Source organism: Arthrobacter sp. Z5-13, from assembly GCF_056499105.1.
Window position 1 is genome coordinate 1,738,024 of sequence record NZ_CP096460.1, and the last position, 22,618, is coordinate 1,760,641.

The following is a 22,618-nucleotide window of genomic DNA, read 5'->3' on the forward strand; positions in this document are numbered from 1 at the left end:
CTTCGGCCAGGGAACCCTGCCGGCGTGGGCCCAGGCGGCACCCTAACCTCGCTCGAGTTAGGCTCTAACTGCTTGGTGGCAGGTTCTGCAGATCTTCCTTGCCCACGCAGTTGCGGCTTGCAGGGATCTTTCCAGCAGCACTGGCAAGATCAGCCAACACCGTTGCCGAGGATATTTTGTCCGGATCCATCAGGATCTCCGTAGCGGGTTCCCGCCCGAACGTGGTGAGCGTGTAGACCGGGTCACCTTCTTTAATGACCCAGTCGATGCCGTTGACGCTGACGCACCTGTCAGTCGTGGGTCCCGGCGGGTTGACGCCGCACCGGAGGATGACGCGGGAGGGGTCTCCCCATGCCGCTGTCGCCTGGCTGTTCGTCTTGCGCAACGGGGCGTCCCCTATTGCCTCGGGAAGGGCCACCATCATGGGTGCACAGGCCGGATTGGCGGCATCCTTCGCGGGGGCAACATCGACGACGGGAGAGCAGGCTGTAAGCGAAAGCGCGCCAGCGGCCAGAATGGCGAGGAGGCGGATCCTGTGGGAGGTGACCGGTGAGTTGGGCCGAAGCATCAAACAAGCCTATCCTGCAGCGCCCGCCCGGTGATGTCGCTGCCCGTGATGTCCGCCCCCCACGATAGCGTAGTGCCGTGCTTGAAACTCCGTTGACCGTTGCTGACCTCACCGAATCCGGGCTGCTTGCCAGGATCTTCCCCCGCCTCAAAGGCGCGCCTGAGGCCGACGCCCTGTTACTGCTTGGCCCTGGCGATGACGCTGCAATTGTGGGCGCGCCGGACGGGCGTACGGTAATCAGCATCGACACCCAGGTCCAGGATCAGGACTTTCGCCTCGTGTGGCCCAACGGCCATGCGAGCACAGGGTACGACGTCGGCTGGAAGGCTGCTGCCCAGAACCTCAGCGACATCAACGCCATGGGGGCCCAGGCAACCGCCATGGTGGTGAGCCTGACTTTGCCCAGCGAAACCCGGGTGTCCTGGGTCGAGGATTTTGCGGATGGATTGTCTGCCGCCATCGGTGAACTGGGAGCACTCCGCTGTTCAGTCGCCGGTGGTGACCTGGGGCGCGGACGTGAAATTGCCGTGACGGTGGCTATCCTGGGGACTCTGGATGGCAGGGACCCCGTCCTTCGGTCCGGTGCCGCGCCGGGAGATGTCCTGGCCCTGGCCGGCACGGTGGGCCGGGCGGCGGCCGGCCTTGCCATTCTGGAGTCGGGACACAGCGTGGCGTCACTGGCGCCGGGGCTGCGCCAGTTCGTGGACGCCCAGTGCCGCCCGATTCCGCCGCTGGCCTCGGGTCCGTTGGCGCTGGAGGCGGGAGCCTCGTCCATGCTTGATATCTCTGACGGGCTCGTGAGGGATGCCGGCCGGATGGCGGCCGCCAGCCAAGTGATCGTGGACCTTGATCCCGAGTCTTTGAAGCTCCTGGCCGCCCCACTGGCACCCGCGGGGCAGCTGCTCGGCACGGAGCCGCTTGAGTGGGTGCTGGGCGGAGGCGAGGACCACGGTTTGCTTGCAACCTTCCGCGCTGGAGTTCAGTTGCCCAGAGGCTTTGCTGCGATAGGCTCAGTGCAGGCCCTTGCAGGAAACAACAGTACGGGTGTCAATATCGCGGGCCGGCCCGCTGACCTTGTGGGATGGGATCACTTTGCAGACTAAGATTGCCGCCAACGCGCAAGCGATGAAGCGGTGGTTGAGCAAGGCAGAAACGGCCCTTGGAAACCACAGCGATCGCCTTAATGCGATCAATATCTTTCCGGTCGCAGACGGGGACACCGGCACCAACCTGTATCTCACCGTCCGCGCCGCAACGGAAGCTTTGGGCGGACGCAGCAGCTCAGCAACAGCCGGGCCCCAGGGCGCGTCGGGGGAATCAGTAGCTGCCGTCCACGGAATTGCCGGACAAAGTGATGTGGGGGCCGTGCTCGCAATGGCAGGGCAAGCGGCCATGGAGAAAGCCCGCGGCAACTCCGGAACGCTGTTTTCGGTGTTCCTCTGTGCCGCCGCTGAACCCCTCGCCGGGCACACACGGCTTAGTTCGCCTCTGCTGGCAGCCGCCCTCAACAGGGCACAGATCAGGGCGTGGACTGCCCTCAGTGATCCGGTGCCCGGCACCATGCTCTCCGTGATCGAGGCTGCTTCCCGGGCAGTCTCCGCCGTCGACTCAGCATTGAACGGGGATGACAGCAATCATGCCCTTGGCCTCGCCCTCGACGCCGCGGTGCAGGCCGCCCTGGAAGCCGTGATCCGTACAGAGTCCCAGCTGGATGCGCTGCAGGCGGCCAAAGTGGTGGATGCGGGGGGAGTCGGAATGCTCCTGATCCTGGACTGCCTGCGCTCGGCTGTCCTCGGGGAAGAGCTGCAAAGTGAACTTCTGGATGGCTTGCACGGCTACGACGTGCAGGACCCCCATATCCATACCGACATGCCCGACGACGACGGCGTGGAAGTCATGTGTACCATCAACCTCTCGCCCCTGGATGCCGCCACCCTGCGGCAGCGCCTTGACCAGATGGGCGACTCCGTCATTATGAGTCAGCTGGGCCATTCTGCAGACCCGGAAGGCAAGTACCGCTGGCGGGTCCACGTCCATGTGAAGGAAGAGGCCCCCGCCGTCGCCCTGATCCGCGCGCTGGGTGAGCCCGCCGAAATCTCCGTCAGCGAGCTGGCCCCGGCGCGGAATGTTGAGGTCGGAGACTATAACGGGTATGAGCGCTGAGCTGAAACTTGCCTTGGAGCGTCGCATAGGAAAGCGTTCCGCGGCTGTCATCGAGAAGCACCTTGGCATTACCACAGTTGGTGAGCTCCTCAATTACTTCCCCCGCCGCTATCTGAGCAGGGGAGAGCTGACACCTATCAGCGAGGTGCCGCTGGATGAAGAAGTTACGCTGATTGCCCGCGTCGTCTCCAGCAGCACGCGGGCCATGAGGGCCCGCCGTGGTTCCCTGACCGACGTCGTCATTACCGACGACGCCGGGACCGCCGCCGGGCAAGGCGCAGGCCCCGGCGCCCGGGCGGGAACGCTCAAAATCAGCTTCTTTAACGGGTATAGGGCTAAGGCTGAACTCCTTCCTGGCCGCCGGGCCATGTTCTCCGGCAAAGTCACGATGTTCGGCGGCACGCTGGGGCTGACCAATCCAGACTTCCTCCTGCTGGACGAGGACCCCGACACTCCGGGCGTGGACCCCGAGAAGCTCGCCGCAATGCCCATTCCTGTCTATCCGGCCACGGCCAAACTCACCAGTTGGTCCATCCAGAAAGTGATCTCCACGCTGCTCGACACTGTTGAGCTCGGCGACCTGGAGGACCCGCTCCCTGCCGACATCGCCAGCAGGGAAAAGTTTCTTCCGGTGGATGAGGCCTACCGCCTGATCCATGCCCCTGAGACGCAGCAGGACTGGCAGCGCGCCAGGGACCGCTTCCGGTTCCAGGAGGCTCTGGTCCTTCAATCGGCTCTTGCGCGGAGGCGCGCGCAGCTGGCGTCCGAGGAAGCGACTGCACGAAGGCCGGTAACCAATGGCGTGCTGGCTGCCTTCGACCGGCAGCTGCCCTTTACGCTCACGGCCGGGCAGGCCGCCGTCGGAAAAACCCTTTCCGGTGAGCTTTCCCAGGACAGCCCCATGAACCGGCTCCTGCAGGGAGAAGTCGGCTCCGGAAAGACCATCGTGGCCTTACGCGCGATGCTGCAGGTTGTTGACTCGGGTGGACAGGCGGCCTTGCTCGCACCCACCGAAGTCCTCGCAGCCCAGCACTTCGAGTCGATCCGCCGGACCCTCGGCCCGCTGGTCCGCGATGGTCTCCTTGGCAGCGGGGATGCGGCCGGGGCAACCGATGGCATCCATGTCACGCTGCTGACGGGATCAATGCCGACGGCTGCCCGAAAGCAGGCCATGCTGGATGCGGCCTCCGGAACAGCCGGCATCATCATCGGCACTCACGCCCTGCTCAGCGAAAACGTCTTGTTCTACGACCTGGGCCTGATTGTGGTGGACGAGCAGCACCGTTTCGGAGTCGAGCAGCGCGATGCCCTCCGCGCCAAAGCCCGCAAGCCGCCACACCTGCTGGTCATGACCGCCACGCCCATCCCGCGGACCGTCGCGATGACCGTTTTCGGTGATCTGGAAACGTCGGTCCTCGACGAGCTCCCCGCCGGGCGTGCCCCGATTTCCACTCATATTGTCGGCCTGGCCGAGAACCCGGCCTGGGCAGCACGGATCTGGTCGAGATCCCGGGAAGAGATCGACGCCGGACACCAGGTATACGTGGTGTGCCCCAAGATCGGCACGGACGACGACGGCGACTTCAGCCCCGGCGAGGCAGAGCCTTCCGGAGCGGAACCAGAAAATGATACGACCGGGCGCGAACTGGCCTCGGTGACCGCCGTCGTCGAACATCTCAAGGAGGAACCAGTCCTCGCCGGTGTGCCTCTGGCACCACTTCACGGTAGGCAGGATCCCGCCTTGAAGTCGGAGACCATGGCGTCCTTCACCACGAACCAGGTCAAACTTCTTGTCTCCACCACGGTCATCGAGGTAGGAGTGGATGTCCATAACGCCACACTGATGGTGATCCTTGATGCCGACAGGTTTGGCATTTCCCAGCTCCACCAGCTCCGCGGCAGGGTTGGCCGCGGCGGATTCCCTGGGACCTGCCTGCTGGTGACCACCCTGGAACCCGGGCATCCGAGCCGCCGACGGCTGGACGCCGTCGCAGCCACCACCGACGGCTTTGAGCTGTCGCAGGAGGACCTCAAGCTTCGCCGCGAAGGGGACATCCTCGGAGCCTCGCAGTCTGGCGGCCGCTCCACATTGAAGCTGTTGAGGGTGCTGGAACATGAGGATGTCATTGCACGCGCACGGCAGGATGCCCAACGCATTGTCGGCCTGGATCCGCAGCTGTTGACCTATCCTGTCCTGGCTGCAGCCATCGACGAATACCTGAACCCTGAAAAGGAGGCCTTCCTTGAGCGAGGCTAAGACAAATGCCGCCATGGAATCCGGCCTGCGCTCCGGGGGAGCGGCTTGAGCCGGGTCATTGCCGGTGTGGCCGGCGGGACACCCCTGGTCAGCGTCCCGGGTTCGTTGACGCGACCCACCACGGACCGGGTCAAGGAGGCACTGTTTTCCCGGCTGGAGGCCTTCGACGTCATCGCCGGGGCCAGGGTTCTGGATCTCTATGCGGGTTCAGGATCGTTGGGCGTAGAAAGCGCCAGCCGTGGTGCCGAAGCCGTGGACCTCGTGGAATCCGATGCGAAGGCAAGCGCCGTCTGCCAGCGGAATGCGGACATGATCAACACAGCGCTGGGCAGCAAGAACGTCTCGGTTCACAGGTCAAAGGTGGAGCCGTTTCTTGAACGGGCCGAGGCGGGAATCCTCTGGGATCTGGTGTTCCTGGATCCGCCCTATCCGCTGGATGAGCCTGCCCTCGCCGCTGTTCTGGAGAAACTGTCCGGACATCTCGCCGACGCTGCCGTGGTGGTGGTGGAACGTTCGTCGCGGACCCCTGAACCGCAGTGGCCTGCCTCCATGGAACGATTTGCGGAACGAAAATACGGCGAAACCAAATTGTGGTTCGCTGAACCCTCCGCCGGGGATTAGAGCCTGTGGCTGATTCGGTCAGTTGAGGGCGTCGAGGTCCACTCCGGCAAGCACCTTCGCCGGATGGGGTGCACGGGACTTGAGGGACGTCGTCCATTCCTCCGGCCATGCCTGCTGCGTTCCCACCAGGACAATGTTGCCCGGGTAGCGACCTGCGAACATCCCGGCCTCAGCCGTTGCTGCTACCGCCTGGAATACCCTCCGCAGGGCTGCAACCTGGCTCCGGACGAGGCTTAGCCCCGGCTCGTCACCCACGTTTACGATGAGGACTCCTCCCGGAGCCAGTCGATCAGCCGCCTCTTCGTAGAACCCGCTGCAGGCAATGTGCGCGGGGGCTTCCGGGCCCGAGAAGATGTCCAGGATAATCACGTCGAAAGAGAGGCCGGCCGGAAGGTCGGCAAGGGACTCGCGGGCGTCCCCAACAATCGCAGTCAGATCAGTCCCTTCAGGCAAAGGAAGGTGCTGGAGGACAAAGTCCAGCAGTTCCCGTTCCAGCTCAACTGCATACTGGCGCGAACCGGGCCGGGTGGCCTGAATGTAGCGGGCCAGTGTGAGGGCACCTGCGCCAAGGTGCAGCGCGTGGACGGCCTGGCCGGGAGGGGCGGCGAGATCCACCACGTTCGCGATCCTCCGCAGATACTCATAAAAGACCTCATGGGGGTCGGCGAGGTTTACGTGGGACTGCTCCGCGCCCCCGATGCTGAGGACGTAGCCGCCTTGAGTGTAAGCATCCGGCTCTATGCTGGCGTGTTGTCCGATGCCTTGGAGGAACCGAGCGGCTGGCGGGCCGCTGCGGCTGATCATCAGAGCCTGTCCCGCAGCGTCGCCAGGCGAGCGGCAGCCTCTTCGAGGACTGCCGTTTTTTTGCAGAAGGCGAAGCGCAGGAGGCTCCGGGTGCGCTCTGCACCTTCCGGATGGCAGAACACCGGAACGGGTATGGCAGCAACGCCTACCAGCGCCGGTAGCCGCCGGGCCAGATCCACGGCATCGGAGATTCCCAACGGGGAGGTGTCGACGTTCACGAAATATGTGCCCCGTGGTGTGAACACGTCCAGGCCTGCGGCCCGTAGGCCTTCGCTGAGGATGTCACGCTTGCGCTCCAGGCTCTTGGCGATCCCGGTGTAGAAATCATCAGGAAGGCCAAGCCCCACCGCAATGGCACCCTGGAACGGTGTGCCGGAGCTGTAGCTCAGGAACTGCTTCACGGTCCGGATGGCGGCGACCAGATGTTCGGGGCCACTGAGCCAGCCGATCTTCCAGCCGGTAAACGAGAAGGTCTTGCCGGCGGAGGAGATGGTGATGGTGCGCTCCGCGGCACCGGGAAGGGTGGCGACGGGAATATGGGGGACACCGAATGTGAGGTGCTCGTACACCTCATCCGTGACGATGACGGCATTGTGCCGGGTTGCCAGGTCGACGACGCGCTGAAGCACTTCACGGGGAAACACAGCGCCAGTGGGGTTGTGGGGATTGTTGATCAGCACCACCTTGGTCCGCTCCGTGAAGGCTTCCTCCATCAGCGCAGCATCGGGCATAAAGTCCGGCGCGAGGAGGGGCACAGTGGTATGCGTGGCCCCTGAGAGGCCGATCATTGCGCCGTAGGAGTCATAGAACGGCTCGAACGTGAGGACCTCGTCCCCAGATTCCACAAGTGCAAGCAGGGTGGCCGCGATACCCTCCGTGGCCCCGGTCGTGACGATTATCTCAGTGCGGGGATCCGGCCGGAGCCCATAGAACCGGTCCTGGTGGCCTGCAATGGCTTCCCTCAGCTCCACCGTTCCCTTACCAGGGGCATATTGATTGGCGCCGGCGGCGATGGCAGCTTGCGCCGCCGCCTTGATCTCGGCGGGTCCATCCTCGTCCGGAAATCCCTGGCCCAGGTTGATGGCGCCGGTCTTCACCGCGAGGGTGGTCATCTCTTCGAAGATTGTGACGCCAAGGGAACCGTCGGCGGCGAGCAGATTGGCTCCGGTGGCTGCCCGCTGCCAAGGGGAAGGAGTTGTTCGGGTCACGTGGTTCCTGTCTGTGCTTTCCCGGCTTATCCCGGGCTTATCTCCGGCTCAATCGCGCGTCCATGCGGTGCTGTCATGGTATCCCGCTCCGCCCATGGGGTAGGTTCGGAATATGCGACGCGCAGTATGCCCAGGTTCCTTTGATCCCATCCATAACGGTCACCTGGAGGTCATCGCCAGGGCGGCCGGGCTCTTTGACGAAGTCATTGTGGCCGTCTCCACGAACTATGCGAAAAAGTACCGGTTCACGCTCGATGAACGCATCGATATGGCACGGGAAACGCTCGCATCACTGCGCGGGATCGTGGTGGAGCCTGTAGGGGAGGGCTTACTGGCGGAGTACTGCCGCAAGCGCGGTGTGTCCGCCATCGTTAAGGGCTTGAGATCGTCCTCGGATTTTGACTACGAGCTGCCAATGGCCACGATGAACCGGCAGCTAAGCGGCGTGGAAACTGTCTTCCTTCCCGCTGAAGGGCACTACCTCCATCTGTCCTCCACCTTGATAAAGGAAGTCGCCTCCCTGGGCGGCAACGTCTCGGACTTTGTCCCCAGGTCGGTCCTCAAACGTATGCTTGCTGGCGAGTCTTCAGCATAAGCACCGCCCAGAGGGTAAGCTCTATCGGTACACATCGCCCGACGACTGTGGCATTCACCCCGATGGCAAGCGCTGCATGCAGCGGTTCGGCCTTCAGTTTGAGTCCGCACCGCCCATCAGGCTAAGATGGTACGTCGGTCATATGTTCAACAGGAGTTCTCATTAAACGAGATGCTAGTTCGCCCTTGGTGTTTGACGTCAAGGACCTCGGACGCAGTCCGGGAAGCATGCGGACACTGACGGAGCATGTACCTGCACCAGGTGATCTTGGTGTAGCACTCATTGGCGTTCAGCAAGGTTCGGATATCGAACTGGACCTGAGGCTTGAGGCCGTACACGAAGGAATTCTGGTATCAGGAAATGTAATCGCCGAAGTTTCAGGCGAATGCGGCCGATGCCTGGATCCCCTTGCGTATGACCTTGAGGTCAATGTGCAAGAACTTTTCTTCTACGAGGGCGTTCAGTTCTCTGAAGGAGAAGACGATGAAGAGCAACGTCGAGTCGAGCACGATCTGATCGATCTTGAACCGGTGTTGCGGGACGCAGTGATTACCATGCTGCCGTTCCAGCCGGTGTGCCGGGAAGACTGCCAGGGCCTTTGTTCCGAATGCGGAGCGCGCCTGGAAGACGAGCCGGGGCACCACCACGAGGTCGTAGATCCTCGCTGGGCTGCCCTAGCTGATCTGGCTAAGCCTGACCGGCAAAATTGATTTGTAAGTGTTGGACTAAGAGAGAAATGAGTTAGCCGTGGCTGTTCCCAAGCGGAAAATGTCTCGCTCGAATACCCGCGCCCGCCGTTCCCAGTGGAAGGCGACCGCCCCCCACCTGGTGAAGACCGTTGAGAACGGCCAGGTTACCTACAGCCTGCCGCACCAGGCAAAGGTCGTTACCGACTCGGCTGGCACTGCGCTGTTCCTTGAGTACAAGGGCCGCAGGGTCGCGGACGTCTAATCGGCCATACAAGGCTGAACAAGATGTCTTCAACTGAAGAGCTTCTGAAGCGTCTCGGTGTCTCTATTGACGCCGGGACGCTTCGTCTTGCGCTCACACACCGCTCCTATGCCTACGAAAACGGCGGCATACCCACCAACGAGCGTCTGGAGTTCCTGGGTGATTCCATCCTTGGCTTCTCCGTCACTGACGCCCTGTACCGTGACAATCCATCCCTGCCGGAAGGTGATCTCGCCAAGCGACGCTCCGCCGTCGTCAGTACAAGGGCGCTGGCAGGAATCGGGCGAAGCCTCGGTATCGGGGAGTACATCTATCTTGGCCAGGGTGAAAAACTCACTGAGGGCAAGAACAAGGCTTCCATCCTTGCGGACACCATGGAGGCCCTGATCGGGGCCACCTATGTCTCCAATGACATCGAGACCGCCCGCCAGCTGGTGATGCGCCTTATCGGACCGCTCCTAAAGGACGCCGCCGCCCTTGGTGCCGGAACCGACTGGAAGACCAGCATCCAGGAGCTGGCTGCCAGCCGGCAACTGGGCAGCATCTACTATGCCGTTGAGGGTTCCGGCCCGGACCACGCCCGTACTTTCCAGGCCGTGCTTCGCATCGGTGGAACCGATTATGGCAAAGGTGCCGGGCACTCGAAGAAGGAAGCGGAGCAGGAAGCGGCCGCCGATGCCTGGCGCAAGCTCTCCTCACCCCAGGACGCCAACGCAGCATCCGGTACACAGGCGGGCGTCTAGGCGGTTCCTTGCCCGAGCTGCCTGAAGTAGAAGTCGTGCGCCGCGGCCTGGTGAACTGGGTCCGCGGACGCACCATCATCTCGGTGGATGTACTCGATCCCCGTTCCGTCCGCAGGCATCTGCTGGGTCCTGAGGACTTTGTGGGGAATCTTGAGGGCGCGACGGTCCTCGATGTTGTCCGCCGCGGCAAGTTCCTGTGGATGCCGCTGGCCGAAGCTGAACCCGACCCTGCAGGTGTACCCACGGAACCGGCCTCGGGGCCGGCTTCACTTCGGAACACTCGTCCGGCTGTGGCGGTGATGGCCCATTTGGGCATGAGCGGCCAACTGCTGGTCGAGGATGCCGCGGAACCTGATGAAAAACACCTGAAGGTCCGGCTTCGGCTGAGTCCCAGCAACGGCATGCCCGAAGAACTGCGTTTCGTGGACCAACGGATTTTTGGCGGGCTTTTCGTCACCTCGCTTGTTCCAACAGACGACGGCGGCCCAGGCGGGCTCGCCGAGGAGCCTCTGCCGATGATCGCCGAGGAGGCCTCCCACATTGCACGTGACCCCCTGGATCCCCATTTCTCCTTCGATGCCTTCTATCGGCGGCTGCGTCTTCGCAAGACAGGGCTGAAGCGTGCGCTCCTGGATCAGGGCCTTGTTTCGGGCATCGGCAACATTTATGCAGACGAGGCGCTATGGAAAGCCCGGCTGCATTACGCCCGTCCCACTGACACGCTTCGAAAGGCAGAAGCGCTGCGCGTGATCGAGGCTGCCCGCGAGGTGATGCTGGAGGCCCTGGCCGCCGGGGGTACCAGTTTCGACGCCCTCTATGTCAACGTCAATGGAGCCTCCGGCTACTTCGACCGTTCCCTGAATGCCTATGGCCGGGAGGGCCAGGAGTGCAAGCGGTGCGCGGAAGCCGGCCTGGTCAGTCTGATGAAGAGGGAGCAGTTCATGAACCGCTCCTCCTACACTTGTCCCGTCTGCCAGCCGAGACCACGAAACGGACGCTGGTAGCCGCTCCTGCCGGTCGCACTCCGACGAATGATGGACGGCAAATCTGCCGCCCAAACCGGCGGAAATCCGCTGATTGTCGTTGCCACGCAGTAGATTTGGGCTGGAAAGCTACCGCTGCTTCCGTCACCTTGCTTGTACAACCTTGTCCGCATCAACCAGCACCGCAGCTATTCAGGAGATCCGAACCACTTTGCACCTTAAGAGCCTGACTGTCCGGGGATTCAAGTCGTTTGCGTCGGCCACGACCTTCGATTTTGAGCCAGGCGTCACTGCTGTGGTGGGTCCCAACGGTTCGGGCAAGTCCAACGTGGTGGACGCGCTGGCCTGGGTCATGGGTGAACAGGGCGCCAAGACCCTGCGCGGCGGAAAGATGGAGGACGTTATTTTTGCGGGAACGTCCGGCCGGCCACCCCTCGGCCGGGCGCACGTGTCGTTGACCATCGATAACACCGACGGCGCACTGCCGATCGAATACAGCGAGGTCACCATCTCCCGCACCCTGTTCAGGACTGGCGGCTCCGAGTACGCCATTAACGGCGCCAGCTGCCGTCTGTTGGATATCCAGGAACTGCTCTCGGATTCTGGTCTGGGCCGTGAAATGCATGTGATTGTCGGACAAGGGCAGCTCGACAAGGTCCTGCACGCAACACCCGAGGACCGCAGGGGCTTCATCGAGGAGGCCGCCGGCATCCTCAAGCACCGCCGTCGCAAGGAAAAAACTGTCCGCAAGCTCGAGGCCATGCAGGCCAACCTCCAACGGCTCAGTGACCTGACCTCAGAGATACGCCGTCAGCTGACGCCGCTTGGCAAGCAGGCGGAAATCGCCCGGCGTGCCCAGACAGTCCAGTTCGAGGTTCGTGACGCCCGGGCAAGGCTCCTCGCCGACGACCTTGTCCAGCTGCAGTCCGCCTTCGAACAGGACGTTGCCGATGAGTCTGCTCTCAAGGAGCGCCGTGGTGTGGTGGAGCTGGAGCTTGAAGGTGGTCGACGGCGGCAGGCCGCTTTGGAACAGCTGGCAGCCGAAGCCACGCCCCGGCTCAGCGCCGCTCGGGATACGTGGTACCAGCTGACAGCTCACCGGGAGCGTCTCCGATCGCTTGGATCCCTGGCCACGGAAAGGCGTCGGCTGCTTGGCGCCTCCGACCCCCTTCCCGACTCCGGACGGGATCCTGAACAGCTGGAAAAGCAGGCAGCAAGGGTGCGGGCCGAACAGGCTGAGCTGGAGCACCTCATCGCGGTCAAAAGCGGTGAGCTGGAAGCAGCGACAACGGGAAAGAAAGAGGCCGAAGAAGCGGCGGCAGCCGAGGACAGGCGACTCGCCTCAGTGCTCAGGGCCGCGGCGGACCGGCGCGAAGGGCTGGCACGTCTGGCCGGCCAGGTTGCCGCTGCGAGGTCCCGCGTGGAATCGGCAGAAGCTGAGCTGGGACGCCTTCGGGAATCAAAAGCTGCAGGTGATGAGCGGCGCCGTCTTGCTCAATCCGAGTTCACCGCCCTCGAATCCCAAGTGGCAGGGGTGGAGGATGGCGAGGAAAGCCTCGACGCCGACTACGAAAACGCCAGTGCCCTCCTCGAGGAAGTTCTCTCCGAGATCGAAGAGCTGAGAGCTGCTGAGCGCGAGGCTGAACGCGAACGGGATGCTCTGGCTGCCAGACGCGATGCCCTGCAAATGGGGCTGAACCGCAAGGACGGAACAAGCCACATCGTTGATGCCGGGCTTCCGGGAGCCATGGGCACGTTGGCCTCATCGCTGAAGGTCGAGGCCGGTTACGAAGCGGCTATCGCCGCGGCCCTCGGTTCGTGCTCAGATGCCGTGGTGGTTCGGGACGCCCGCACGGCCGTTGAAGCAGTTCAGCTTTTGAAGGACGACGACGCCGGACGTGCCTCGCTGCTGCTCGCTGGAGCTGGGGCGGGCACCCTCGGATCGGTGGCAAGGGAGCTATCAGCAACACACGGGCAGGAGCTTCCTCCAAGTAGTCCAGAGCTCCCGGCTGGTGCCCGGTGGGCCCTGGCGCTTGTGCAGTCCCCGGTGCTCATTGAAGGCCCAGAGCTCATTGAATCCTCGGAGCAGGGTGAAACTTCCCGGCGGGGTGAGGGGGCCCTGGCAGAACTGCTTGCCGGCGTCGTCGTTGTTGAGGACCTGGAGTCCGCCGCGGGGGTCGTCGCAAATCGACCCGAACTGACGGCCGTGACGCGAGCCGGGGACGTCTTTACGGCTCTGACGGTCACCGGCGGTTCGGCTTCGGTTCCGTCCTTGTTGGAGGTCCAGGCCGCCGTCGACGACGCCGATGCCCGGATCCAAGGCGTTGTGGCTGAGTTGGAGCGAACCCGGTTTGCGCTGGCCGCCGCAGAGTCAAAAAGGGCGGAGGCCCAGGACAGGACGGACGCTGCGCTCGAGAAACTGCACGATTCGGATGCCAGGCTGGCAGCTGTCGCCGAACGCCTTGGCCATCTGAATTCCGTGCTGCGCAGTGCCGTGGGGGAGAGCGAAAGGCTTGCTGCCTCGTTGACGGCAGCAGAGGCGAACATCCTGAGTGAGCGGGACGCTCTGCAGCAGATAGCTGCCCGTCTGGCCGCAGCGGAGGAGGCTCCCGCGGACCAGGAACCATCCTCCGAGCACCGGGACGCCCTGGCGCTGGCGGCCTCGTTGGCCAGGGCTGCGGAAATGGACACCAGGCTCTCGCTGAGGAGTGCCGAAGAACAACTGACTGCCACCCGAAACCGGGCGTCTTCCATTGAAAGGGCGGCCGCTACGGAGCGGCGCGCGCGGGAGGAAGCAGCGCAGCGGGCTGCCAGGCGGCGCCTCCAGGCTGCCCGCGCCGCTGCCGTCGCCGCCGGCGTGGAGCAGGCGGCCGCCTTCGTCGATGTATCGGTTGAACTCGCCCGGCAGGAACGCGACCATGCCGAGGAACAGAAGGAAGCAAGGGACAGCGAGCTCGTGGAAGTGAGGTCAGCAAACGATGCCCTTGCCCGGGAACTGGCTGACCTGACCGACTCCGTGCACCGGGATGAGCTGGCCCGCGCCCAGCAGCAGCTCCGGATCGAGGCCCTCGAGCTCCGGTCGGTGGAAGAACTTGGGCTTACCCCTGACCAACTCATAGCTGACTACGGCCCCCATTTGCCGGTTCCGGTGCCTGCAGGGGAAACAACCGATAAATGGGCCTCCCTGCGCGCGCCGGTAGATGAAGAGGGAAACCCTGTCCTGGAGGGCAAGCCCTATGTCAGGGAGGAACAGGAAAAACGCCTGAAAAGGGCTGAGCGGGACCTCTCCTCGTTGGGCCGCGTCAATCCGCTTGCCTTGGAAGAATTCGCAGCCCTCGAAGAACGGCATCAGTTCCTCAGCACCCAGTTGGAAGATCTTAGCTCCAGCCGCAAGGACCTCCTGGACATCATTAAGGAAGTCGACGATCGCGTGCAGAAGGTGTTCGCGGAGGCTTTCGCCGACACTTCAGCCCAGTTCGTGCGGGTGTTTGCCCGGCTGTTTCCGGGTGGTGAAGGCCGGCTGGTGCTGACCGATCCCACGGACATGCTTACCACCGGCATCGAGGTTGAAGCCCGCCCGGCCGGAAAGAAAATAAAGCGGCTCTCACTGCTTTCAGGCGGCGAACGCTCCCTCACGGCAGTGGCTCTCCTTGTTGCCATTTTCAAGGCCCGGCCGTCACCCTTCTACGTTATGGATGAAGTGGAGGCAGCCCTTGATGACACCAACCTTGGCCGTCTCATCACCATCTTCGAGGAACTGCGGGAATCCAGCCAGCTAATCGTTATAACCCACCAAAAGCGGACCATGGAAGTTGCGGACGCGCTGTACGGTGTGACCATGCGCGGAGATGGTGTCTCCACCGTCATCAGCCAACGGCTCGCTGCTGAGGTGTGAGTAGAGGCTCTCACCTTCGGGGCCCGGGGAGCGCTGAGGCCAGTCGGCCTTCAAAAAAACACCGTTCCCGATTGTGAGAAGCTAGGGGAGTGAACGACATCCTCCCTATTCTTCTGCCCATTCTTGCTGCCCTGGTGGTTATCGGCGGCCTGATTCCGGTTTTCATGAAGACCCGGAAGAACATCAACCGCTACCCGGGAACGCGTGACCTGAACGATCCCGAGGAGCCGCAGCAAGGATCCCGCGGCACACTGGTTGAGGAGAGGCCTGTGGCTGGTAAGGAGCGCAACGCTCCTGCCGGCGTCGACCTCGAAGACCTTGAAATCACAGAGGTGCCGGATAACGTTGCCGGGCTGGAAACCATTCCGGTTGAAACACCACTTCCGGTAGCCGGCCGCCTGAACAGGCTGCGGGAACGCTTGGTCAAGTCCAACAACATCCTGGGCAAGGGGCTTTTGGTCCTGCTGTCCAGCGACAAAATCGACGAGGACGTCTGGGACCAGGTCGAAGAGACCCTGCTGCTGGCCGACCTTGGCACCGGCCCCACCATGGAGTTGATGGACGCCCTCCGCGAACGGGTCAAGGTACTTGGCACGCGCTCGCCGGAACAGGTCAAGGCACTCCTGCGCGAAGAGCTGATCAAGCTGGTGGATCCTTCAATGGACCGGAGCCTGCGGGTGGAGCGCCACGCCGATACTCCTGCCGTGATGCTGGTAGTCGGCGTTAACGGTGTCGGCAAGACCACCACCGTGGGCAAGCTCGCCCGGGTACTGGTGGCCGAGGACAAGGACGTCCTGCTTGGCGCTGCTGACACTTTCCGCGCAGCCGCCGCTGAGCAGTTGGCCACCTGGGGCCAGCGCGTGGGCGTAGCCACCGTGAAGTCCGACGTCGAGGGTGCGGACCCTGCCTCTGTCGCCTATGAGGCGGTCAAGGCCGGTATCGACCAGGAAGTTGACGTGGTGATGATTGACACCGCCGGAAGGCTTCAGAACAAGACCGGGCTGATGGACGAACTCGGCAAGGTGAAGCGGGTCATCGAGAAGCTCGCAGAGGTGGACGAGGTCCTTCTGGTCCTGGACGCGACCACCGGCCAGAACGGGCTGAACCAGGCCCGGGTTTTTGCTGAGGTAGTCAACATCACGGGCATCGTGCTCACCAAACTCGACGGCACCGCCAAGGGCGGGATCGTCGTCGCCATCCAGAAATCACTTGGAGTGCCAGTTAAGCTCATCGGCCTCGGTGAGGGCGCTGATGACCTGGCACCGTTCGAAGCTGAAGGCTTCGTGGACGCCCTCCTGAACTAGCACCACACTAGGCCGGCTGACTGGACGGGCGTTGCAGGGACTCCCGGGCCAGTAGCCAGGCGACGGCGGCCACCACCAGCACGCCGCCCGTGAGACCGAACGCCCAGCCGTACCCAAGCTGGTCCGCCAGGACGCCGGCAAGCACGGGCCCAATGATGGCGCCGATGTCGGCCGTCATCTGGAACACCGCGAGAACACGGCCTCCTGACCGTTCGCTTCCGATCACGTCGGCAATGGCAGCCTGCTGCGCCGGACCCAGAATCCCTGAGCCGATGCCGGCCGCAGCTGATGCCACCAGGAACCAGACCATGTCGGACGTGAATCCGATGGCCCCCGTGGCCACACCGGTCAGCAGCAGGCCGGTGATCATCATTGGTCGGCGTCCCAAAGAATCTGCCAGCCGTCCAGAGAATGAGAGCGAAGCGGCGTTTCCCGCGGCGAAAACCGCCAACGCCCACCCCGCAGCTTCAGTGCCGGCGCCCAAAGCGGCCACCGCGAACAGCGGGACCGTGGCCATCCTTACGCCAAAGGTGGCCCAGCCGTTGGCGAAGCTTGAGACCAGGCCTGCGCGGTAAACGCTGTCGGCCAGCGCGTCGCCAAGCTCCATAGCGGGGCCGGCCTTACCTGCTTCCCTCGAACCCGCCACGTGGGTGAGCTGTGTCTGAACCACCACGGCCGCCAACACCAGTGCCCCGGCGTACGCCAGGAACGGAACCCGCAGCCCATATCCGGCCAGCAGGCCTCCCACGATTGGTCCGCAAACGTTGCCGATCAGGAACGCGGAAGCATAGGCTCCGGAAACCCGCCCGCGGCTTTCGGGCGGAGCGAGCCTCACCACCAATGCCATAGAGGCCACCGTGAACATCACGGACCCTGCCCCGCCCAGCCCCCGGAAAATGAGCAGTTGCCAATAGTCCTGGGCGAACGCGCATGCTGCCGTGGAAACGGCAACGATCAGCAGCCCGCCCACATAAATGGGCCGCTCGCCGAACTTGACGATCAATGCCCCGCCCGCCGGTGCGAAGACAAGCCTCATGAAGGCGAAAATGCTCACGATCACCGCGGCAGCAGTAGCGCCGACGTCGAAAGTGGTGGCGAACTGCGGGAGTACAGGTGCCACGAGGCCGAATCCCAAGGCAATAAGGAACGCTGCAACCAACATCACCTTGATATCGCGGGGGAGTCCCCTGCCGGTCGATGCGGTATCCGCTGAAATTCCCTTGGTCCCGTTGCCGGAAGGGGATCGTTCGGTCATGGCGCTTGCTTCCTAGCGATTGAAGAAAAGGAGGGGGTTTGGACTCGTGAAACATATCCGTAACAAGCAGGATATGCACCATTTACTTCCGGGAGATTCTTGTAACAACCCGGCAATCTAAATCCTCCGTGAGTGAAACACAGCACAGCCAAAATCTTCTAAGAACGCAAACAAGGCGTTGGCAAGCGGATCACTTCGCAGCATCAAACAAGCATCTATCAAGCATCAGGCAAGGGAGGACGTGCACCATGGAACTTACCGCAGGTCACGTATGGCTCATGGTTGCGGCGGCACTCGTGCTGTTCATGACACCAGGGCTGGCATTTTTTTACGGCGGCATGACGCGAGCCAAGGCGGCGCTGAACATGATGATGATGAGTTTCATCTCCATCGGCATCGTGAGCGTTGTCTGGGTCCTCTGGGGCTACTCCATGACGGGCGGTGAAGGCTTCCTGCAGATTGTCGGAAACCCATTCACCAGCTTTGGTCTTGAGGGCGTCAACTCCGCGGAGTCGCCCAATGGCCTCATCCTTGCAGGCTACGGAGCTACTTTCGCCATCATCACCGTGGCCCTGATCAGTGGTGCCATCGCGGACCGCGCCAAGTTCGGCGCCTGGACTGTCTTCGTGCCGGTATGGGTAACTCTTGTCTACTGCCCGCTGGCCTACATGGTCTGGGGCGGCGGCCTCTTCGGCGCGGACGGCGCAATCGGCCAGGCCCTCGGCACTGCGATCGACTTCGCCGGAGGTACCGTTGTCCACATCAACGCCGGTGTGGCGGCTCTGATCCTCGTCCTGATCATCGGCAACCGCAAGGGCTTCGGCAAGGATCCCAACCACCGCCCGCACAACATCCCCTTCGTCATGCTCGGCGCTGCCATCCTGTGGTTCGGTTGGTTCGGCTTCAACGGCGGCCTGGCCTCTACTGCTGAGCAGGGTGGCACTATCTGGGTCAACACCCTCGCGGCACCTGCCGCAGCCATGATCGGCTGGCTCATCGTTGAGCGTATCCGCGACGGACACCCCACCTCCCTGGGCGCAGCTTCCGGTGTTGTCGCAGGCCTCGTGGCCATCACCCCGGCTTGTGCAGACGTCAGTCCTGGCGGCGCACTGGGCCTCGGCCTCATTGCAGGCATCGCATCTGCCCTGGCTGTTGGCCTGAAGTTCCGCTGGGGCTTCGATGACTCCCTGGACGTTGTGGGTGTCCACCTTGTCTCCGGCATCATCGGCACAGTGGCGCTGGGCTTCATCGCCTTGCCGAATGAGGGCGCCGCTGGCGGCCTCTTCTACGGCGGCGGCTTCACCCAACTGTGGGCCCAGCTGGCAGTAGCCGGCATCGCCATTGCCTACTCGGCAATCCTCACAGCCGTGATCGGCCTGGCCATTCACAAGACCATGGGCTTCCGGGTTTCCCAGGAGCAGGAAGCTGTGGGCGTGGACCTCAGCCTGCACGCAGAGACCGCTTACGAGTTCGGCGTCGGCGGCCACGGCGGAAGCTTCCAGCCGCTGCACGAACTGATCACCGGCAAGCCGCAGGGCGACGCAGCAGCACCCGCAGACAGCACAAAGACTGATGCAGCAGCAGGTAAGGAAAGCGTGGGCGCATGAAACTGATTACAGCAATCGTTAGGCCGGAGAAGCTCGAGTCCATCCGTGAAGGGCTGGAAGCATACGGGGTACAGGGCCTGACGGTCAGCGCGGCCAGCGGCTACGGCCGGCAGCGCGGCTACACCGAGGTTTACCGCGGTGCTGAGTACAACGTGGACCTGCTGCCGAAGATCCGGGTGGAGGTTCTGGCCACCGACGAACAGGCAGACGACATCCTCGATGTCATCATCGCCAGCTCCAACACGGGGCGCGCCGGTGACGGCAAGGTATGGACCGTGGACGTCTTCGAAGCCGTCCGGGTCCGTACCGGAGAACGCGGTTCCGCAGCAATCTAGTTCGCAGCAATCTAGTTCAAGGACCAGAGGCTGATACAGCTGAAGCAAAAAGCGGGCCGGGTACCTGAAAAGGTATCCGGCCCGCTTTTGCTTGTCCGGCGAATCTTGTTACGCGAATCTTGTTACGCGAACCCGGTTATGGCGAACCCGGCCAGGAAGCCGGTCCTGTTGTTCCGGCGTCGTACTCCTCCAGAGGCACCTCGCCGTTTGACCAGGCCCGCAGGACAGGGTCCACGATGCGCCAGCAGTCCTCCGCGGCATCGCCGCGCACGGACAACAACGGGTCCCCGGTGAGCACCCCTTCCAGGACTTCGCCATAAGGAAGGAGGTCCGAGGCACTCAACACAGCGTTCAGCGTTGTGCGGTCGAGGCTCAGGATATTGCCCGGACCATTGACGTCGACGTCGAACTGAAGTGTGTCAGGCCCGAATCCGATCCGGAGCTGGTTAGGGGAGTCCACGCCTGTAAATCCGGCCGGAAGGTGCGGCACAGGCCGGAAGGTGATGACCGCTTCCTTGCGCTTGTTTCCCATGGCTTTTCCCGAGCGGAGGATGAACGGGACTCCCTGCCAGCGCCAGTTGTCTATTTCAACGCGGACCTCTGCAAGGGTCTCCGTGTCCCTGGCCGCATCAACCCCCTGTTCCTGGACGTAATCGGGGATGCTCCTTCCCGAAATGGAGCCGGCTGTGTAGCGGGCCCGCCGGGAGGTGTTGCTGAACGGCGGCTTGATGCTGCTCGCCCGCAGGACGGTACTGATGGCATCCCTGAGATCGCGTTCGCCCACCGTTGCCGGCGGCTCTATCGCCATGAGCGCCATGATCTGGAGCAGGTGGCTCTGGATCATGTCCCGTAGAGCACCCGCGCCGTCGTAATACCGTGCGCGCCCCTCCAAGGCGAGGTCCTCCTCGAAGATGACCTCCACCTTCTCGATGTAGTTCCGGTTCCAGACAGGTTCCAGGAACGTGTTGGCGAAGCGGAGCCCAAGGATGTTCAACACAGTGGCTTTTCCCAGGAAGTGGTCCACACGATGGATGTGGTCCTCCGGAACAAGGCCCACAAGGGTCGTGTTCAGTTCCCGGGCAGTGGACTCGCTGGAGCCGAAGGGCTTTTCCATCACCAGCCGTGTCCCCGGCGGAACTTCTTCCGGGGTGAGGACTTCACAGGCTTTCTGGCTGACCTGCGGCGGGAGCGCAAAGTAGACGGCCACCGGGGCTTCCAACTGTTTCAAAAGAGCCCCAAGCTCGCCTCCGGCAGTCACATCCAGTTGGTGGTATCCGGTAGAGCGGGCGATCCTCTCCAATTCCCGCTTTCCGTCAGGATCGGCCTCGGTTAGCGCATCCGCGAAGGAGGTATTCACCCGTTCGAGCCACTGCTCCGGAGTCCACGGGTCAGAGCCTGCACCCACGAGCTTAAGGCCCCCTGCACGGGTCCTGGCGGCGAGTCTGGCGAGCCCGGGTAGCAGGAGCCGGCCGGTGAGATCACCGGAAGCACCCAGAATGAGGAGGGTTTTTACACTTGATTGGCTGGTCACCCTGCCAGCATGCCATCTTGAAGGTGGCTCTTGGTACCCTAGATAGTCGAGTCCCGTTGTCGAGGCAGTCCGTCCGGACGAGCAGTCCGGACGAACACCAGTCCCGACGTTGGCGCGCCTTAGTGGCCGTCATCCGAGAACAACTGAAAGAAGTGCACGGCGCGTGTTCAATTCACTCTCTGACCGGTTGGCAGCAACCTTCAAGAATCTCCGCGGCAAGGGCCGCCTCACCGAGGCCGATGTTGATGCCACGGTCCGTGAAATACGTCGCGCCCTCCTGGATGCCGACGTCGCCGTACCAGTAGTGCGTGAATTCACCGCGCGGGTGCGCGAGCGTGCACTCGGTGCTGAGGTTTCCGGTGCCCTGAACCCGAGCCAGCAGATCGTAAAGATCGTCAACGAGGAACTCGTTGAGATCCTCGGTGGTGAAACCCGGCGTATCCGCCTCGCCAAGACAGGCCCCACCATCATCATGTTGGCGGGTCTGCAGGGTGCAGGAAAGACCACCCTCGCCGGCAAGCTCTCCAAATGGATGAAGTCCCAGGGTCACAGCCCCCTCCTCGTTGCCTGCGACCTCCAGCGGCCCAACGCGGTGACCCAGCTTCAGGTGGTGGGTAAGCGGGCTGGCGTACCGGTCTTCGCACCGCACCCCGGCGCCACCTCCGAGCTTGAGCACCCGGCCGGCGATCCTGTAGCCGTTGCCCGCGCAGGTGTGGAGGAGGCGCGGCAGAAACTCCACGACGTCGTGATTGTCGATACCGCCGGACGTCTCGGCGTGGATACCGACATGATGGATCAGGCGCGGAACATCCGCCGGGCCATTGTCCCCAACGAAGTGCTGTTCGTCGTCGACGCCATGATCGGCCAGGACGCCGTCAACACGGCGCTCGCCTTCGATGAAGGCGTCAACTTCACAGGCATCGTGCTCTCCAAGCTCGACGGCGATGCCCGCGGCGGTGCTGCGCTCTCGATCGCCTCGGTCACCGGTAAGCCGGTCATGTTCGCCTCCACCGGTGAAAGCCTGGATGACTTCGAGCTCTTCCACCCGGACCGTATGGCCTCGCGCATCCTGGACATGGGTGACGTCCTCACCCTCATCGAGCAGGCCGAGAAGTCCTGGGACAAGGACGAAGCTGCCCGGATGGCGAAGAAATTCGCTGACCAGGAAGACTTCACCCTTGACGATTTCCTGGCCCAGATGCAGCAGATACGCAACATGGGTTCCATGAAGAAGATGCTCATGATGATGCCGGGTGCCCAAAACATCCGCCAGCAGCTCGAGCAGTTCGACGAGCGGGAAATTGACCGGGTCGAAGCCATCGTCCGGTCCATGACGCCGCACGAACGCGTCGCGCCGAAAATCATCAATGGCTCACGCCGGGCGCGTATTGCCCGCGGCTCGGGTGTGCACGTCTCCGAGGTGAACGGCCTGCTTGAACGCTTCGCCCAGGCCCAGAAGATGATGAAGAAGATGGCCCAGGGCGGCGGCATGCCGGGGATGCCGGGCATGCCCGGAGCAGGCAACGGGGCTGGTGCCCGCAAGGGTGCGAAGAACGCCCCGAAGAAGAAGGCGCGGTCCGGAAATCCTGCCAAGGCGGCCCAGGAACTGCGCGACGCCGAAACGCGCCGCTCGCAGGCCGCGAAGGCCCTTCCCACTGGTGCCGCCTTCGGCCAGCAGAGCGGCGACTTCGATCCCGCCCAGCTGAACCTGCCCAAGGGCTTCGACAAGTTCCTTGGCGGAAACAAGTAACCGAGGCGTTGATGTTGCCCGGGCACAGTGCCCGGGCCTTGCCTTAGG

The 22,618-nt window shown here is 63.1% G+C and carries 19 protein-coding genes; 14 read left to right on the top strand and 5 right to left on the bottom strand.

The genetic code is table 11. From position 1 onward, the window contains the following. Positions 1-64: 64 nt before the first annotated feature. Complete coding sequence (locus M1E02_RS08210; RefSeq protein WP_479377578.1) at positions 65-568, bottom strand: DUF3515 domain-containing protein; 504 nt, start codon at positions 566-568, stop codon at positions 65-67. 77 nt (positions 569-645) lie between these two features. Here M1E02_RS08210 and thiL point away from each other — a divergent pair, with 77 nt between their 5' ends. Genes thiL through rsmD form a run of 4 tightly spaced genes read left to right on the top strand, consistent with a single transcriptional unit; the run spans position 646 to position 5,609 of the window. After that, entirely contained in the window at positions 646-1,671 is a 1,026-nt protein-coding gene (thiL, locus tag M1E02_RS08215) for a thiamine-phosphate kinase (protein ID WP_479377579.1), read from the top strand. A 22-nt stretch (positions 1,672-1,693) separates the two neighbouring features. Beyond that, positions 1,694-2,731, top strand: a complete 1,038-nt coding sequence (locus tag M1E02_RS08220; RefSeq protein ID WP_479378101.1) for a DAK2 domain-containing protein — start codon at positions 1,694-1,696, stop codon at positions 2,729-2,731. Continuing rightward, on the top strand, positions 2,721-4,988 hold the full coding sequence (locus tag M1E02_RS08225; protein ID WP_479377580.1) for an ATP-dependent DNA helicase RecG: 2,268 nt from the start codon (positions 2,721-2,723) through the stop codon (positions 4,986-4,988). The genes M1E02_RS08220 and M1E02_RS08225 overlap by 11 nt, the downstream gene beginning before the upstream one ends. Positions 4,989-5,033: 45 nt before the next feature. Continuing rightward, the gene (gene rsmD / locus M1E02_RS08230) at positions 5,034-5,609 is read left to right on the top strand and encodes a 16S rRNA (guanine(966)-N(2))-methyltransferase RsmD (protein WP_479377581.1); all 576 of its coding nucleotides are present in this window, start codon (positions 5,034-5,036) and stop codon (positions 5,607-5,609) included. Between the two features lie 18 nt (positions 5,610-5,627). On the opposite strand, the gene M1E02_RS08235 is transcribed toward rsmD, so the two are convergent. Then, positions 5,628-6,413 carry a spermidine synthase gene (locus M1E02_RS08235; protein WP_479377582.1) on the bottom strand — a complete coding sequence of 262 codons (786 nt, stop codon included), beginning with the start codon at positions 6,411-6,413 and terminating at the stop codon, positions 5,628-5,630. Then, the gene (locus tag M1E02_RS08240) at positions 6,413-7,621 is read right to left on the bottom strand and encodes an aminotransferase class I/II-fold pyridoxal phosphate-dependent enzyme (protein ID WP_479377583.1); all 1,209 of its coding nucleotides are present in this window, start codon (positions 7,619-7,621) and stop codon (positions 6,413-6,415) included. Before M1E02_RS08240 ends, M1E02_RS08235 begins: the two co-directional genes overlap by 1 nt. A gap of 112 nt (positions 7,622-7,733) precedes the next feature. Here M1E02_RS08240 and coaD point away from each other — a divergent pair, with 112 nt between their 5' ends. From coaD to ftsY, 7 genes are all read left to right on the top strand, one after another. After that, positions 7,734-8,216, top strand: coding sequence for a pantetheine-phosphate adenylyltransferase (gene coaD, locus M1E02_RS08245; protein ID WP_479377584.1), 483 nt, complete (start codon positions 7,734-7,736; stop codon positions 8,214-8,216). A 185-nt stretch (positions 8,217-8,401) separates the two neighbouring features. After that, positions 8,402-8,926, top strand: coding sequence for a YceD family protein (locus tag M1E02_RS08250; RefSeq protein ID WP_479377585.1), 525 nt, complete (start codon positions 8,402-8,404; stop codon positions 8,924-8,926). A gap of 37 nt (positions 8,927-8,963) precedes the next feature. Then, positions 8,964-9,167, top strand: coding sequence for a 50S ribosomal protein L32 (rpmF, locus tag M1E02_RS08255; RefSeq protein WP_479377586.1), 204 nt, complete (start codon positions 8,964-8,966; stop codon positions 9,165-9,167). Positions 9,168-9,190: 23 nt separating this feature from the next. After that, a complete protein-coding gene (gene rnc, locus M1E02_RS08260; protein WP_479377587.1) occupies positions 9,191-9,910 on the top strand; it encodes a ribonuclease III in 720 nt (239 codons plus the stop codon). 8 nt (positions 9,911-9,918) lie between these two features. Next, positions 9,919-10,914: a bifunctional DNA-formamidopyrimidine glycosylase/DNA-(apurinic or apyrimidinic site) lyase gene (gene mutM / locus M1E02_RS08265; protein WP_479377588.1), complete on the top strand. Its 996-nt coding sequence runs from the start codon at positions 9,919-9,921 to the stop codon at positions 10,912-10,914. Between the two features lie 190 nt (positions 10,915-11,104). Next, the gene (locus M1E02_RS08270; RefSeq protein ID WP_479378102.1) at positions 11,105-14,788 is read left to right on the top strand and encodes an AAA family ATPase; all 3,684 of its coding nucleotides are present in this window, start codon (positions 11,105-11,107) and stop codon (positions 14,786-14,788) included. An 89-nt stretch (positions 14,789-14,877) separates the two neighbouring features. Further along, positions 14,878-16,092 (top strand): signal recognition particle-docking protein FtsY, encoded by a 1,215-nt coding sequence (gene ftsY, locus M1E02_RS08275; RefSeq protein ID WP_479377589.1) that lies wholly within the window; start codon positions 14,878-14,880, stop codon positions 16,090-16,092. 7 nt (positions 16,093-16,099) lie between these two features. Here the strand turns inward: ftsY and M1E02_RS08280 are convergent, their stop codons facing one another. Beyond that, positions 16,100-17,254, bottom strand: coding sequence for an MFS transporter (locus M1E02_RS08280; protein WP_479378103.1), 1,155 nt, complete (start codon positions 17,252-17,254; stop codon positions 16,100-16,102). A gap of 341 nt (positions 17,255-17,595) precedes the next feature. On the opposite strand from M1E02_RS08280, the gene M1E02_RS08285 reads away from it, so the two are divergent. Next, entirely contained in the window at positions 17,596-18,954 is a 1,359-nt protein-coding gene (locus M1E02_RS08285) for an ammonium transporter (RefSeq protein WP_479377590.1), read from the top strand. Beyond that, positions 18,951-19,289, top strand: a complete 339-nt coding sequence (locus M1E02_RS08290; RefSeq protein ID WP_247045651.1) for a P-II family nitrogen regulator — start codon at positions 18,951-18,953, stop codon at positions 19,287-19,289. Before M1E02_RS08285 ends, M1E02_RS08290 begins: the two co-directional genes overlap by 4 nt. Positions 19,290-19,425: 136 nt before the next feature. Here the strand turns inward: M1E02_RS08290 and M1E02_RS08295 are convergent, their stop codons facing one another. Further along, on the bottom strand, positions 19,426-20,820 hold the full coding sequence (locus tag M1E02_RS08295; protein WP_479377591.1) for a glucose-6-phosphate dehydrogenase: 1,395 nt from the start codon (positions 20,818-20,820) through the stop codon (positions 19,426-19,428). A gap of 163 nt (positions 20,821-20,983) precedes the next feature. On the opposite strand from M1E02_RS08295, the gene ffh reads away from it, so the two are divergent. Beyond that, a complete protein-coding gene (ffh, locus tag M1E02_RS08300; protein WP_479377592.1) occupies positions 20,984-22,570 on the top strand; it encodes a signal recognition particle protein in 1,587 nt (528 codons plus the stop codon). The last annotated feature ends 48 nt before the right edge of the window (positions 22,571-22,618 follow it).

Bases quoted from the DNA above. Each gene is read 5' to 3' on its own strand.
- M1E02_RS08285 (WP_479377590.1), top strand. From the start codon at position 17,596: ATGGAACTTACCGCAGGTCACGTATGGCTCATGGTTGCGGCGGCACTC.
- coaD (WP_479377584.1), top strand. From the start codon at position 7,734: ATGCGACGCGCAGTATGCCCAGGTTCCTTTGATCCCATCCATAACGGT.
- M1E02_RS08225 (WP_479377580.1), top strand. From the start codon at position 2,721: ATGAGCGCTGAGCTGAAACTTGCCTTGGAGCGTCGCATAGGAAAGCGT.
- M1E02_RS08220 (WP_479378101.1), top strand. From the start codon at position 1,694: ATGAAGCGGTGGTTGAGCAAGGCAGAAACGGCCCTTGGAAACCACAGC.
- M1E02_RS08280 (WP_479378103.1), bottom strand. From the start codon at position 17,254: ATGTTGGTTGCAGCGTTCCTTATTGCCTTGGGATTCGGCCTCGTGGCA.
- M1E02_RS08235 (WP_479377582.1), bottom strand. From the start codon at position 6,413: ATGATCAGCCGCAGCGGCCCGCCAGCCGCTCGGTTCCTCCAAGGCATC.
- rnc (WP_479377587.1), top strand. From the start codon at position 9,191: ATGTCTTCAACTGAAGAGCTTCTGAAGCGTCTCGGTGTCTCTATTGAC.
- M1E02_RS08210 (WP_479377578.1), bottom strand. From the start codon at position 568: ATGCTTCGGCCCAACTCACCGGTCACCTCCCACAGGATCCGCCTCCTC.
- M1E02_RS08290 (WP_247045651.1), top strand. From the start codon at position 18,951: ATGAAACTGATTACAGCAATCGTTAGGCCGGAGAAGCTCGAGTCCATC.